This window comes from Pseudomonas fluorescens, from assembly GCF_018614655.1.
Classification (GTDB): Bacteria; Pseudomonadota; Gammaproteobacteria; order Pseudomonadales; family Pseudomonadaceae; genus Aquipseudomonas; species Aquipseudomonas fluorescens_BX.
On record NZ_JAGGOG010000023.1, the window covers coordinates 59,247 to 72,700 of the forward strand.

12 protein-coding genes and 2 pseudogenes are annotated in these 13,454 nt (G+C 52.9%); 4 read left to right on the top strand and 10 right to left on the bottom strand.

Features of this window, described 5'->3' with window-relative positions:
* Positions 1-21: 21 nt before the first annotated feature.
* Together kdpA and kdpF are read right to left on the bottom strand one after the other, a co-directional pair.
* Positions 22-1,719 (bottom strand): potassium-transporting ATPase subunit KdpA, encoded by a 1,698-nt coding sequence (gene kdpA, locus J7E41_RS22530; RefSeq protein ID WP_214996359.1) that lies wholly within the window; start codon positions 1,717-1,719, stop codon positions 22-24.
* Positions 1,720-1,727: 8 nt separating this feature from the next.
* A complete protein-coding gene (gene kdpF, locus J7E41_RS22535) occupies positions 1,728-1,817 on the bottom strand; it encodes a K(+)-transporting ATPase subunit F (RefSeq protein ID WP_003218754.1) in 90 nt (29 codons plus the stop codon).
* 394 nt (positions 1,818-2,211) lie between these two features.
* Here kdpF and eat point away from each other — a divergent pair.
* Positions 2,212-3,576: pseudogene (gene eat / locus J7E41_RS22540) on the top strand (ethanolamine permease).
* A gap of 109 nt (positions 3,577-3,685) precedes the next feature.
* Positions 3,686-3,853 (top strand): DUF2897 family protein, encoded by a 168-nt coding sequence (locus tag J7E41_RS22545; RefSeq protein ID WP_169353725.1) that lies wholly within the window; start codon positions 3,686-3,688, stop codon positions 3,851-3,853.
* Here J7E41_RS22545 and J7E41_RS22550 read toward each other — a convergent pair whose 3' ends face one another.
* Together J7E41_RS22550 and J7E41_RS22555 are read right to left on the bottom strand one after the other, a co-directional pair.
* The gene (locus tag J7E41_RS22550) at positions 3,854-4,708 is read right to left on the bottom strand and encodes an urea carboxylase-associated family protein (RefSeq protein ID WP_214996361.1); all 855 of its coding nucleotides are present in this window, start codon (positions 4,706-4,708) and stop codon (positions 3,854-3,856) included.
* Positions 4,675-5,367, bottom strand: a complete 693-nt coding sequence (locus J7E41_RS22555) for a GntR family transcriptional regulator (RefSeq protein WP_214996363.1) — start codon at positions 5,365-5,367, stop codon at positions 4,675-4,677. Before J7E41_RS22555 ends, J7E41_RS22550 begins: the two co-directional genes overlap by 34 nt.
* A gap of 130 nt (positions 5,368-5,497) precedes the next feature.
* Here J7E41_RS22555 and J7E41_RS28155 point away from each other — a divergent pair.
* Positions 5,498-6,038, top strand: a pseudogene (locus J7E41_RS28155) (TetR/AcrR family transcriptional regulator).
* Positions 6,039-6,367: 329 nt separating this feature from the next.
* Positions 6,368-6,889, top strand: coding sequence for a GNAT family N-acetyltransferase (locus J7E41_RS22560; RefSeq protein WP_214996364.1), 522 nt, complete (start codon positions 6,368-6,370; stop codon positions 6,887-6,889).
* 109 nt (positions 6,890-6,998) lie between these two features.
* On the opposite strand, the gene J7E41_RS22565 is transcribed toward J7E41_RS22560, so the two are convergent.
* The 6 genes from J7E41_RS22565 to J7E41_RS22590 all read right to left on the bottom strand — a co-directional run bounded on the left by J7E41_RS22565 (position 6,999) and on the right by J7E41_RS22590 (position 13,451).
* A complete protein-coding gene (locus tag J7E41_RS22565; RefSeq protein WP_214996366.1) occupies positions 6,999-7,331 on the bottom strand; it encodes a ComEA family DNA-binding protein in 333 nt (110 codons plus the stop codon).
* Positions 7,332-7,442: 111 nt separating this feature from the next.
* Complete coding sequence (locus J7E41_RS22570; RefSeq protein WP_155584404.1) at positions 7,443-9,437, bottom strand: polysaccharide biosynthesis protein; 1,995 nt, start codon at positions 9,435-9,437, stop codon at positions 7,443-7,445.
* A gap of 92 nt (positions 9,438-9,529) precedes the next feature.
* Positions 9,530-10,543, bottom strand: coding sequence for an MraY family glycosyltransferase (locus J7E41_RS22575; protein ID WP_214996368.1), 1,014 nt, complete (start codon positions 10,541-10,543; stop codon positions 9,530-9,532).
* A 192-nt stretch (positions 10,544-10,735) separates the two neighbouring features.
* Complete coding sequence (locus J7E41_RS22580; RefSeq protein WP_214996370.1) at positions 10,736-11,740, bottom strand: DUF3880 domain-containing protein; 1,005 nt, start codon at positions 11,738-11,740, stop codon at positions 10,736-10,738.
* 1 nt (position 11,741) lies between these two features.
* Entirely contained in the window at positions 11,742-12,302 is a 561-nt protein-coding gene (locus J7E41_RS22585) for a serine O-acetyltransferase (protein ID WP_214996372.1), read from the bottom strand.
* A 12-nt stretch (positions 12,303-12,314) separates the two neighbouring features.
* On the bottom strand, positions 12,315-13,451 hold the full coding sequence (locus J7E41_RS22590) for an NAD-dependent epimerase/dehydratase family protein (RefSeq protein WP_251029629.1): 1,137 nt from the start codon (positions 13,449-13,451) through the stop codon (positions 12,315-12,317).
* Positions 13,452-13,454: the final 3 nt, after the last annotated feature.

A 13,454-nucleotide genomic window follows, 5' to 3' on the forward strand; every position in this document is an offset into this window, starting at 1 on the left:
TCATATCCCTCGGCTCTTTATTTAAAAGGCAGCCATGCTCAAGTGTTCAGCGATAGGGCCCAGCGCCAGTGTCGGCAAGAGGCTCAGGCCGCCCACCAGCAAAATGGTCACGGTCAACAGGGTCACGAACAGCGGGCCATGAGTCGGGAAGCTGTTCTGGCCAATCGGTGCGGTTTTCTTCATCGCCAGGCTGCCGGCCAAGGCCAGTACCGGGAGGATGTAGCCGAAGCGACCGATCAACATGCCAAGGCCGAGCATCAGGTTGTGGAACGGAGTGTTGGCACTGAAACCGCCAAACGCCGAACCGTTGTTGGCACTGGCCGAGGTGTAGGCGTAGAGCAACTGGCTGAAACCGTGAGGACCCGGGTTGCTGATAGCGCTGGCCGGACCAGGCAGGCTGGCGGCAATGGCGCCAAGCACCAGTACACCGACAGGCATCACCATCAAGGTCACTACCAGCAATTGCACTTCCTTGGCCTGGAGTTTCTTGCCCAGGTATTCCGGGGTGCGGCCGATCATCAGGCCGGCGAGGAACACCGCAATCAACACGTTGAGCAACATGCCGTACATACCGGCACCCACACCGCCGAAGATCACTTCGCCGACCATCATGTTGACCAGCGCGACCATCCCGCTCAGGGGACTGAGGCTGTCCTGCATGCCGTTCACCGAACCGTTGGACGCGGCGGTGGTGGTCACCGACCACAACACCGTACCGGTGGTGCCGAAGCGTGCCTCCTTACCCTCCTGCGGCGCAGTCTGTTCGACGGCCGGGTTGTTCAGGGTCGAGTTGGGCTGGTATTCGGACCACAGCGAAGTCGCGCCGCCGATGAGGAACAGCGCCAACATGCAACCGAGGATCGCTCGGCTCTGACGCAGGTCTTTTACGTAATGCCCAAAGGTGAACACTAATGCCACCGGGATCAGGATGATGGATGCCACTTCGAACAGGTTGGCCCAGGCCGTCGGATCCTCGAACGGATGCGCCGAGTTGACCCCGAAGAAACCACCGCCGTTGGTGCCCAGTTGCTTGATCGCAATCTGGCTGGCTGCCGGGCCCAAGGGGATCACTTGATCCACGCCCTGCATCGTCACCGCATCCACGTAATGAGCGAACGTTTGCGGCACGCCCTGCCACACCAGGAACAGTGCCAGCACCAGGCACAACGGCAGCAAGCCGTAGAGGGTGGCGCGAGTCATGTCGACCCAGAAATTACCCAGGGTCTTGCTGGATTTGCGACCGATACCACGGCACAGCGCGACCAGGACCGCCAGACCGGTGGCGGCACTGACGAAGTTCTGCACGGTGAGACCAGCCATCTGGCTGAGGTAGCTCAGGGAAGCCTCGCCGCTGTAGGACTGCCAGTTGGTGTTGGTCATGAAACTGACCGCGGTATTGAAAGCCTGAGTCCATTCCTGCCCCGGCAATTTCTGCGGATTGAGGGGCAGGTAGTCCTGAAACACCAGGATTGCAAACAACAGCAAAAAGCCTGCGAGGTTGAAGGCGAGCAAGGCCAGGGTGTATTTCTGCCAGCTCTGCTCGCTCTGCGAGTCGACGCCAGCGATGCGATAACACACGCGCTCCACCGGGCCGAAAACCGGCGTGAGCCAAGTACGCTGACCTTCCATCACCTTATAGTAGAACCGACCCAGGAAGGGCGCCGGAATCAGTACCAAGGCGAAGAAGGCGATGATCAGCAAATAGTCATAACTGTGCATAGCCGCTCCTAGTTCCGATCCGCGCGTAACAGCGCAACCAGCAGATAAATGAACAGCGCCACGGCCAATAGCAGTGACACCCCGTCCAGAACGCTCATGGAAGTTTCTCCGTCGTACGGCGATTGCCGCGTGTAGGGAGCATTGTCCGCAGGTGCGGCGTAAAGGAACGAGAGCGAGGGTATGGACGGGGCGTAAAGAACGCGTAAAGAGTGGGGTTATGCGGGGTTTACTCTGGGGTTTTGGGGGACTTTGAGGGCCTCATCGCGGGCAAGCCCGGCTCCCACACTGGAATGCTGTCACCTGTGGGAGCCGGGCTTGCCCGCGATGGCGCCGTCAGCATCACCGCCGCACTTATCTGGTGCAGCAAGGAACGTATTCAAACGCAAAACCGTCCCCCAGGCGACAGCGGAACCGCTTTACGACACCGTTGCCGGGAATGGCATGACCACTGCAACGTCCTGAAACATTACACACCGTTCAGGGAGCAACACGATGAACACACAACTCAAACCAACCTTGGGCACCTTGCACTTATGGGGTATCGCCGTCGGGCTGGTGATTTCCGGGGAGTACTTTGGCTGGAGCTATGGCTGGGGCGTGGCCGGTACCCTGGGCTTTTTGGTGACCTCATTGATGGTCGCCGCCATGTACACCTGCTTTATCTTCAGTTTCACCGAGCTGACTACCGCAATTCCCCATGCAGGAGGACCCTTTGCCTACAGCCGCCGGGCGTTTGGCGAGAAAGGCGGCTTGATTGCAGGGTTGGCGACGCTGATTGAATTTGTCTTCGCACCACCGGCCATCGCCCTGGCCATCGGTGCCTACCTGAATGTGCAGTTTCCGGCCCTCGACCCAAAACACGCCGCCGTGGGCGCTTACATTGTGTTCATGGGCCTGAACATTCTCGGAGTCAAACTGGCGGCAACCTTTGAACTGGTGGTCTGCGTGCTGGCCGTCGCCGAACTGCTGGTATTCATGGGCGTGGTCGCGCCTGCCTTCAGTTTCAGCAACTTCGCTCTCAATGGCTGGGCCGGCTCCGACACCTTCGGCGCGCCTGCGATTGCCGGTATGTTTGCCGCGATTCCATTTGCCATCTGGTTCTTCCTCGCCATCGAAGGCGCCGCCATGGCCGCCGAAGAAGCCAAGGACCCGAAACGCACGATTCCCAAGGCTTATATCAGCGGCATCCTGACGCTGGTGATCCTGGCGATGGGCGTGATGTTCTTCGCCGGCGGCGTGGGTGACTGGCGCACGCTGTCGAACATCAACGATCCGCTGCCGCAAGCGATGAAAACCGTGGTCGGTGACAGTTCAGGCTGGCTACACATGCTGGTGTGGATTGGCTTGTTTGGCCTGGTGGCCAGCTTCCACGGCATCATCCTTGGCTACTCTCGCCAGTTCTTTGCCCTGGCGCGTGCCGGGTATTTACCTTCTTTCCTCGCCAAGCTGTCGCGCTTTCAGACGCCCCATCGGGCAATCATCGCCGGTGGTATCGTCGGTATCGCAGCAATCTACAGCGATGGCCTGATCAACCTGGGTGGCATGACCCTCACTGCGGCGATGATCACCATGGCGGTGTTCGGCGCCATTGTGATGTACATCATGAGCATGCTCAGTCTGTTCAAACTGCGCAAAACCGAACCGATGCTGGAACGCACCTTCCGTGCCCCGGGTTAACCCATCGTTCCCGGCATCGCCCTGGTGCTGGCCGTGGTGTGCCTGGTGGCGATGGCCTGGTTCAACACGCTGATCGGGCTGATTTTCCTCGGTTTCATGGCGGTGGGTTATGTCTACTTCCAACTGACTGCACAAGACCGCGCCGACGCACCGGCTGACGCGATGTTGACCGGACTCTGAGTCTCGAGGCAGAACGGGGCTACAATGGAACCACTGATAAACCCCGTAGCTCAAAGCTGATATTGCCGTGGGAAATCCTCCCGCGGCAAGCTGCCTCAAGGAGAGCGTTATGCCCTGGTATGCCTGGTTGATTCTGGTGGTTGCGATCGGTTCGATCGTCGGTGGATTGTTGATGCTGCGTGACAGCGCCAACAAGGTGGAATTGACGGACGAACAACGCAAACGCGTGGCCGAACGCAACGCCCAGGCGGATGCCAAGGACTCACAGGATCGCTGATCAGGATGACTCCCAATCCGCCTTGGCGATATGCAACCCGTGCTGGCCTTTATAGGCAGCACGTTCGGGCTGGCTCCAGCCTGCGAGCAGCCCGTCTTCCAATCGATAAATCTCCACCCCCAACGGACGGCACACGGTCAGCGGATCCTGTGCATCCGGCCCCCACATCGGCAGTGACAGATCCCCGCCCGGGCATGTCGACAGCGCGCACAGCAAATCAATCTCGGCAAAGAACTCCAGGTAGTCACCTTTCTGCGCAGGACAGGCCTTCATAAAATACATGTCGTCGTGATTGAGCCCGGTGCACTGAAAGATATTCAGCACGTCATGCACATCAAACTCCGTCAGCCCGTGGGGCAGCACTGCGCGGGTCAGGTTTGAATGGCAATGGTGGTGGAAGTCCTCCCCCGTCAGCATCTTGTTCACATAGGGATCGCAGCGCGTGCCCAGCAAATCGTGCAAACGCCCACCGTGTTCATCAATGCCATAACCGGCCAGGCTGTCATCAGTGATGGTCACCAATGGCCTCAGGAACGGCAGATTCGACCAGAGCCGATCATGGGTACTGACATGGGCGCCCTGCAACTGCCGGGTACGCGCCGCCCATAAACGCTCGCGTGGGTCGTTAGTATTCCACACGTTGAAATCACCCACCTGCGGCCCCACCGGCGTGGTGACCCGAAACACATGACCGGCGGGGACCTTCCATGCCCGCCCGGTGCGGATCGGCACTTCGAACTGTTCGATCAGCGTGCGTTGATCAACAGCATCGCGAACCCGCTCGTAGAACGCCTTGTCGACCTGCAAGGCCGAGCCTTTACTCACCTGGTAAGCGGCGGGATAGTCTTTATACATGGTGAACGTCCTCCATCAGAATGAGTAAACAGAGCCAGCGACAGGCGCTCCGAGTCGTCCAGATACAGGCTCATCGCCTCCCCTGCCGCCGGCTTATCGCCTTGTGCCAATAACGCGTAAATCTCTCGATCCCTTTCCAGCCAAGGTGACTGGAAACGTTGTTCATCAGGGGCCGCGCAAAACACCAGACGCAACTGCGCGATCACCTGGGCAAAAAACTCATCAAACAACGGGCTGCACATCAAGCCGACAATCTGCTGGTGGAAGCCCAGGCTGTGGGTTGCCACCGAGCTCCAGTCTTCACGCTCCCGAGCCAGGGTGGTGGCTTCGATCGCCACCTGCATACGGTCACACTGTTCAGCCGATAAGGGTCGCCCCATAGCAATTGCCTGCAACTCTAACGTACGGCGGACGACAAACAGGTCGCGTACCTCATCCCGCTCCAACCGTCGGACCATCACCCCTTTGTTACGCACATAGCGGGTCAAACCCTCTTGGCCGAGGCGATGCAATGCCTCGCGAATGGTATTGCGTGAAGCGTTGTAGGCCTTGACCAGCTCTGCCTCGACTAACGCCATGCCAGGCAACAGCCGCCCACCGGTGATATCGGCTCGAAGCTCCAAGGCAATCTGATCAGCCAACGACAATGTGATACCCATGGCGACCTCTTGATTGTTCAACAATCGTTGTGTCAGAGGTAATCACTATTCGTGCCAACCCAAGTGCTGATGAGTGCGGTCGACACAAATGTGTAAAGAGTGGTGAAAGGTTCAGCCAAGTTTGGAAAATATCGCGCGATGTTTCGGAGGCAATCCCACGCGCTACTCACAGGACCAAAAAGCTCAAACCCACCAGCGCGTCATCAGAAAGCCTCAGTCCACTTTCGTCGTGACGGGATTGACGCCACCGGCCTGCAACCGCTGATGAAAGCGCTGGACCTGACACACGGCGGGGTTTATTCGCATTCAAATCTGAGGACGAACTGGTGGAAAAGGCCTTGCAGGCGGCCGCGACAGAGCTCGATGAGCACGGCACCCAACTGTTTCAGCAGAAACGGCCACTGGAAGCGCTTATCGACAGTTATCATTCTGAATAGCACCTGACCTCCCTGAGCAAGGCTGTCCGCTGCCCACCTTGTGCTCAATTAGGCCCGCGGGGACAGAACAACCAAGATACCGATGCGCTGAACTCAACGCACGCTTGGAGCAACTCACCGTGGCCCCGTGTGAGTCGCTATCCTACAACCGGCATCTCGCCCTTCGTCTTATCCATGAGTGTAAAGAACGCTGAGTTACAGCGGCTGATACTCGATGTTGTTCAGCAGTTATAAAATAAAAATACCGATAGCGTGCTCCAGTAACGCCGCGACTAGCCAATCGAAAAATGTTTTTTGACGCATCCATAGAGGAACGTTGCTCCACGAGCAGACAGCAGATCAAAATAGGGTTGGCTCGTCACGTCGCCCCTTAATATAGGAAGGTCTTGGCGACGTGTGAGGGTAGCTTGATATAAACTGCCCAGCACCAAAGAATATCACCCCGGTTGGCAGATCACGCCATCGCTAGATACCAACACTATTTAGCCCCTGCCCGATGATTTTTTCAGCTCCCATCGAAGGCAGGTGTCATACTTCGCCCCACAGCCCGATAGGAGAACAGCATGGATTTGAAATCAAAGACTATAGGACTTCGATTGATTGAGGAGAGTGATGCTGAGTTCGTTCTGACTCTGCGCCTCGATGAAAAATATAATCAGTTTTTGTCTTCGGTAAACCCAAGTATCGAAGCACAAAGAGAGTGGATAAAAAAATACAAACTTGATGAAAAAGCGGGAACTCAATATTACTTTATCATTGAGAGAAACGATGGGGTCCCTTGCGGAACAGTCCGAATATATGATTTGACAGAAGACTCATTCTGCTGGGGAAGCTGGATACTCAATGAAGACAAAACAAAATACGCTGCTCTAGAAAGCACATTCCTAGTATATAAATTTGCATTTGAGTACCTCAATTTCAAGCAATCACATTTCGATGTGAGAAAAGGAAATGAGCGGGTTATATCTTTCCATGAAAAAATGGGAGCTATTAAAACAGGAGAAACTGAACTGGACTTCCTATTCACTATTACGAAAGAGGCTGTAGAACTGACAAAGCAGCGTCTATCAAGCAAAATTTCGTAACCTAAAATAGTATTTCAAACAGAAACCTAACATCATAGTTTGATAAGCGAATATTTTCATAACTCTTAAAATAGCCAGTCAGATGACTGGCTATTTTTGCATCTCTCTATCAGTGAACACTCAACTTATTACGATTTTTCTCCAAGAGTGACTTCCCAATACCATTGACCTGAAGTAACTCGTCTACCGAAGCGAAAGGTCCATGGTTGTCACGATAGTTAACTATTGCCATCGCCTTGGCGGTACCAACTCCCGATAGGTCACGCTTTAGTGTTTCAACGTCCGCCGTATTGAGATTGACATTGCCGACTTGCTCGTTCGAAAACACCGGCACTACAACAGTCGCCGGAACAGGCTGTGTGACAGCAGGTGCGGCACCAACCATTGCCGAACTTCCAACCAGAAAAGCAAAAAACAACGAGGAAAAAATAGTGTTATGCATGCTAGAGACACTCCATGACATCAATAAAGTAAAGCAGCTTTCCAAAGCTGCTTTACAAACTTAGACGATGTAATAGATATGTCAAAGATGAACATATTACAACATATGAATTCAGGGTTCTGAACGGCGCTGTTGATAAATCCAGTCAACGATTTCATCATCGGGTGTATAACCACTGACCGTCTCACGTAACAATTGCCGAACCCGCACGTAGTCGTCCTGGTCGACAGCGAGCAGTAACTCATTCAACTTAGCCTTTAGCACCTCCCAGGGCAAATGATCCTCGTTGGCGCTCATGATCATCGGGTGCTGGGTCGCCACAACGTTGTCACCAATCAGTAATTCCTCGTAAAGCTTTTCACCAGGACGAAGGCCACTGAATTCGATGGCAATATCGCCATGCGGGTTCTTGTCAGTACGTACGCTCAGCCCGGAAAGATGGATCATCTTCTCGGCCAACTCCACAATCTTTACCGGCTCGCCCATATCCAAAACAAACACATCTCCGCCCAACCCCATAGAGCCGGCCTGGATGACCAACTGCGCGGCCTCCGGAATGGTCATAAAGTAACGCGTAATCTTCGGATGGGTCACTGTCAAGGGCCCCCCAGACTTGATCTGCTTGTGAAAAAGCGGAATTACCGAACCCGAAGAACCGAGAACATTGCCAAAGCGCACCATAGTAAAACGAGTCTTGTTGACCCGCGAGACATTTGACTTATCGCCAAACAACACGGGGGCCAATTCTCGACTCAGGGCTTGTAAGGTTAATTCGGCCAACCGTTTGGTGCTACCCATTACATTAGTTGGACGTACTGCCTTGTCTGTGGAGATCAATACGAAGTTATCGACCCCGGCCTGCAGCGCAGCTTGGGCAGTATTCAACGTACCGATCACGTTGTTCAATACACCTTCAGCGATATTGTGCTCAACCATAGGGACATGTTTATAAGCAGCAGCATGGTAGACCGTATCCACATGCCACATCTTCATGACATCCAGTAACTTGTCCTGATTGCGCACCGAACCCAGTATCGGGAGCAAGCGAACAGGCAACGACTCACGACCAATGCGTTGTTCCAGCTCAGACAAAATGCTGTAAAGATTGAACTCGCTGTGCTCAAACAACAGCAGTGCTTTGGGACGAAGAGCCAGGATCTGTCGACAAAGTTCGGAGCCGATAGAACCGCCCGCACCTGTCACCAGGACAGTCTGGTCCTTGATGCAATGTTCGAGCAAATCTCCTTGCGCCGGAACGGCATCACGACCTAGAAGATCGGCAATGTCTACTTCCTGAATATCATCGACCTTGACTCGGCCGCTGGCAAGATCCATGAATCCCGGGACGCTACGCACGTGCAACGGAAAACCTTCGAGAAAGCCGAGTATTTCACGACGACGACCGCGATTGGATGATGGGATCGCCAGGAGGATTTCCTGAGCTCCCGTCGCATCTATCATGCGTTGAATATGTTTGGGCTTATAGACCTGAAGACCCGAAATCACACGATCAGAGATACTCAGGTCATCATCGATAAAAGCGACGGGCCGCATCACCCGTCCCATTCGCAATGCGGCTACCAATTGGTTGCCAGCAGCACCTGCACCATAAATAGCAACCCGGGACAATCCATCGTCACGACTGGTAAAGGGGACGTGCTGAGTGGCCGAGAACCAGTCACCCAGAAAGTACTGACGCATGGCCAAGCGTAGGCCACCGATCATGATCAGGCTGAGCCACCAGTAATTGAACACAATGGACCGTGGAACAATATTTTGATGATTGCTGTACCAGTAGACGACGACACCCAGTATCAACGATGAAAGACTGACAGCCTTAATGATGGCTATCAGCGCATCATTGCCAAAGTATCGCATCACGGCACGGTACATGCCGAAGCGGATAAACAAAGGAATGGCAACCACGGGCGCGGCCAGGAAGAGCCAAAGGTGAAGCTGCAGCGGGTTGACCATTTCGTCAATGCCAAGGCGCACTACAAACGAAAGCCAAAGCGCCAGCCAGACCAGAACGACATCAGCCGAAACCTGTATCAATCGTTTCTGCCGCCTTGGAAGCTCAACCAAAAAAGCTCGTAACCTATCCATATACATCTTGAGCACCTAGTCCCATTTTTCGTGTACACCGTCAACACTTCAACCTGAAGGCTCATATTGCTACAAACCCAAGGACAAACTGCTTAACGCACCTCAGCCTCTCCAGCCCTGAACTTTAAGGCCAAGAGCACCAAAGGTACATAAGCAATCAACACCCCAGTCAAACCATCTAAACCGGTCTTTACAACCAGGTAGGCTATAGGCAACAGCCAAACGACGTTGATCAGTCCGGTCACCAATGTTACCGGCAGGTGCCTGCCATATCGACGAGATGCAAATTGGTAACCGTGGCTACGGTGCGCCTCATAAACTTTCTCCCCCCGAATGAGCCGGCGCACAAGCGTGACGGTAGCGTCGACAATAAAAACGCCCAGCAAAATCAACCAAGCCCAGAAGTATACGGAAGAGCTCCAGCCTCCCTGCAAAGAAAGTGCAGCGAGGGTAATGCCTAGAAATCCGCTTCCCGCGTCTCCCATGAAAATCTTCGCTGGTGGGAAATTCCAGTAAAGAAAACCCAGAACAGAGAACGCAAGCAACATCGGCCCCCACAGTAAATCAAAAGCCCCGCCAATACTGTAGAGCAGCGCAATGCTCAAACACACACAAACAGCCTCGACGCTTGCAATGCCATCAATGCCATCCATAAAATTATAAAGATTGAGCATCCACACCAGATATAAGGCTGCCAGCGCATAACCCAGTGGGCCTAGCTCGAGAATGAATCCGAAGATAGAAACAGGCGCCAAACCACCCAACCAGAACAAAACCCAAAATGCAGCAGTGAAATGCCCGAGCAGCCTCCAACGAGCGGCGATGTGACCGTGATCATCCAGGAACCCCAAAACGGCTACCAGTGCACCCGCCCCAAGAAGTGCCCACACTCCCTCCCACGGCATTCTGTCCATAAGCCCCAAAACAGGAAGTGCGGCCAGAAAGCTCAGAACGATCGCAACTCCCCCCCCCCGCGGAGTCGGAGCGGTATGGGAACTACGTGCATTCGGCACATCAATCAAACTGCTGGCCAGCGCGTAACGGCGAAGCATCCAAGTCAGCCCCAGGGAGACCACGGCCAGAACAGGCAGAAACCACCACAACATATAAAACTCCATTACGTTCGCCCTAATACGCCCGGAACAAAAAAACAACTCTGACCGGCCTTACCGCCTGGGGCCACTAAACGCTCCCCGAGCAAGGGTTTATGAGTCACCTTCGATAATGTAGCCGAAAATGAAAAAAAACGATCCAATGCCCTACTGCTGCACTCCCAAGACTTACTGGAAGATGGACCGCTATTCGTCTGCATCGGCAGACCCAAATATCTCATCGACCCAACCTGCCAATCGGTAGCGATTATATACCTGAGGTGGGACATCGACATAAGGAATACTGAAGAAGTCTTGAGGTATCCTAGGCTGTTTTCGGTCGACAACACATATATTGCCTTCAAAATAGAAGTCATAGCTTTTCACGTTTTTATTAGTCGTGACCAACTTCTTTCTAGCCCCTAATGTTTCTAGGGTCCGCATAGTCAACCCTGTCTGCTGCGGGTGTTCAATATCCAATATCGCATCAGATGCATTGAAGACGGACTGAACATCAGCTTTGGAAATTGACTCAAACTTAAAGTCGGAACGACGTGCACTCCGGAATCCCGAGTTGATTACTCGATACAACCAGAACACCCAAGGTGCTTGCAAATATAAGTACCAAAACCTTTTTGCTGTAACGTCCAAACCATTGTCAATCTGTCTAACAATTGAAAAACGATCGGAGTGTGCTGTGCCGATAAAGCTAATATCGTAGCGTTTTTCATGGGGCACAACTGATTCGAATCCTGCTGAGAAAAATAGAGGCCTAAAATTCAAAGAGTACTTCTCAGCGTCATCTCGATCAAACGAAAAAACATGGTCAAAATAAGGTATATTATTAAAAATCAAGCGACGATTACGGAACGAATCCCACATATAAAGAATAAACTTCGCACGAGGATAAAACGAACGCCATTGTGCGAGAGTTTCTGTCGACAACGTTTGTCCATTTACTACAAAAACATAATCGAAGTCACGGTCCGCCAACGACTTCATTTCCTCTGCATAATATCGATCTGCTGCTCCCATGACCCAACTCCGGCGAACGCGAGTTACCGCTTTCAGGAGTGCGGACTCAAAGGGACGGTCAAGCAGGAAGGTAACGTCAGCCCCGCGTCGGGTCAGTTCGTCGCGGATCTCGTTCTCATAACCAAAAAACCGAGGAGCCACATACAGGATTTTTTTATTGCCCAGTGAAAAACTCATGCTATTTTTCCGTCACTTTTACAACTTTCGCAGGGATACCGGCCACCGTCACGTTGTCCGCAGCAGACGTTAACAAAACAGCGTTAGCACCCACGGTAACATTGTTACCAATGAACAACCCGCCCAAGACCTTAGCACCTGCCCCCACCAATACATTATCCCCAATTACAGGGCGATGATCCGCCGTATAAGTAAAGTCTAAATCCCTCGCTCCAAGGGTTACACCTTGGTAAATAACAGCATTTTTTCCAATACTCACAGCACCAATAACGGTGCCTTGGGTGTGGGGAAAAAACAGTCCAGGTCCAATCTTGCAAACCGTTGCTATTTCAATACCGAATACTAAAAAATTAAGTAATGAAAACAACTTTGCAAACGGCCTCAACCCATTCATCTGGCACTTGTAGGCCAGTCTATAGAGCAGAACGGGGGCAAATCTTGGAGAAAACATACTCAACAGCAGTTTTACTCTGGACTTGAGAGGCGGAGCGCCAAATAATTCTCTTTGCCGTTGGATATCGGCACGTAATAACGAGCAGATACTCATCCCGTTCTGTTCCATTGAAATATCGCCTTAGTTCATCAATTTACGAGCACGAAGCTCTTGATTAGCTTTCTCAAGCTGGTCTTCCGGCAGAGGTTGCGACAATACCCAGGCGGCAAAACGCTTCAGTCCCTCTTTCAAACTAACTTTAGGGACAACACCTAGCAGAGATATCAGTCGCTCAATATCTGCGTAGTTATGACGAATATCACCAATACGGAATTGCCCCGTCACTGTTACATTAGGCTCTTTACCAAAAGCTTTAGTCAGTTCCTCAGCGACCTCCTTGACTGAAGTCGCCACTCCACTACCCACGTTGATAATGGCATTCGGAGACTCCGTGACCGTCAGGCCGGCGAGCAACGCGTCTGTCACATCATCCACGTGGACAAAATCGCGACTTTCAAGCCCGTCCTCGAATAATGGCAGGACGCTGTCCCGGCGAATCTTTGTTGAGAAGATCGACAGGATCCCGGTGTAAGGGTTGTTCAAAGACTGGCGCTCGCCGTAGACGTTCTGCAAGCGAAAAATTGTATAGCCGATGCCCATCGACTGGCAGCCGATACGAACAAGATCTTCCTGCGCATACTTAGTTGCTGCATAGAAAGAAGACGGTGCAATCTGATCAGTTTCTTTCGTTGGGACTAATTGCAACTGAGCCCCCGAAAGTGGGCAAACTGGCTCCCATTGTTGCAAGTTCAGCGCATCAGCCGTTCGTGCAGAAGGGCAAACACGCATACCACTTTCAGGATTTACATAAGCGCCCTCTCCATACACCGAACGGCTCGAAGATAAGACGATACGCTTGACCTGATGCGTCGTCATCCTGCTGAGGACTTCAAACATCAATGCCGTCCCCTGAGAGTTGACCTCATTGTACTTGGCAATTTCATACATCGACTGACCAGTACCAGTTTCGGCCGCCAGATGGACAACCGCATGCACACCCTCCAGACTACGGGTCCAGTCCTCCTTGCTCGTCACGCTACCGCGGATAAATTCAATACCCTCGCCAGCCAACCAATCGAGGTCTTGAGGAAGGACACCATGCACTTGAACAGTAAGCGGATCCAGAACTCTGATTCGATACCCATGAGCCTGTAGCTTTGGTATCAAATGCGACCCTATGAACCCAGCACCGCCGGTAACCAAAACAATTTTAGACATACT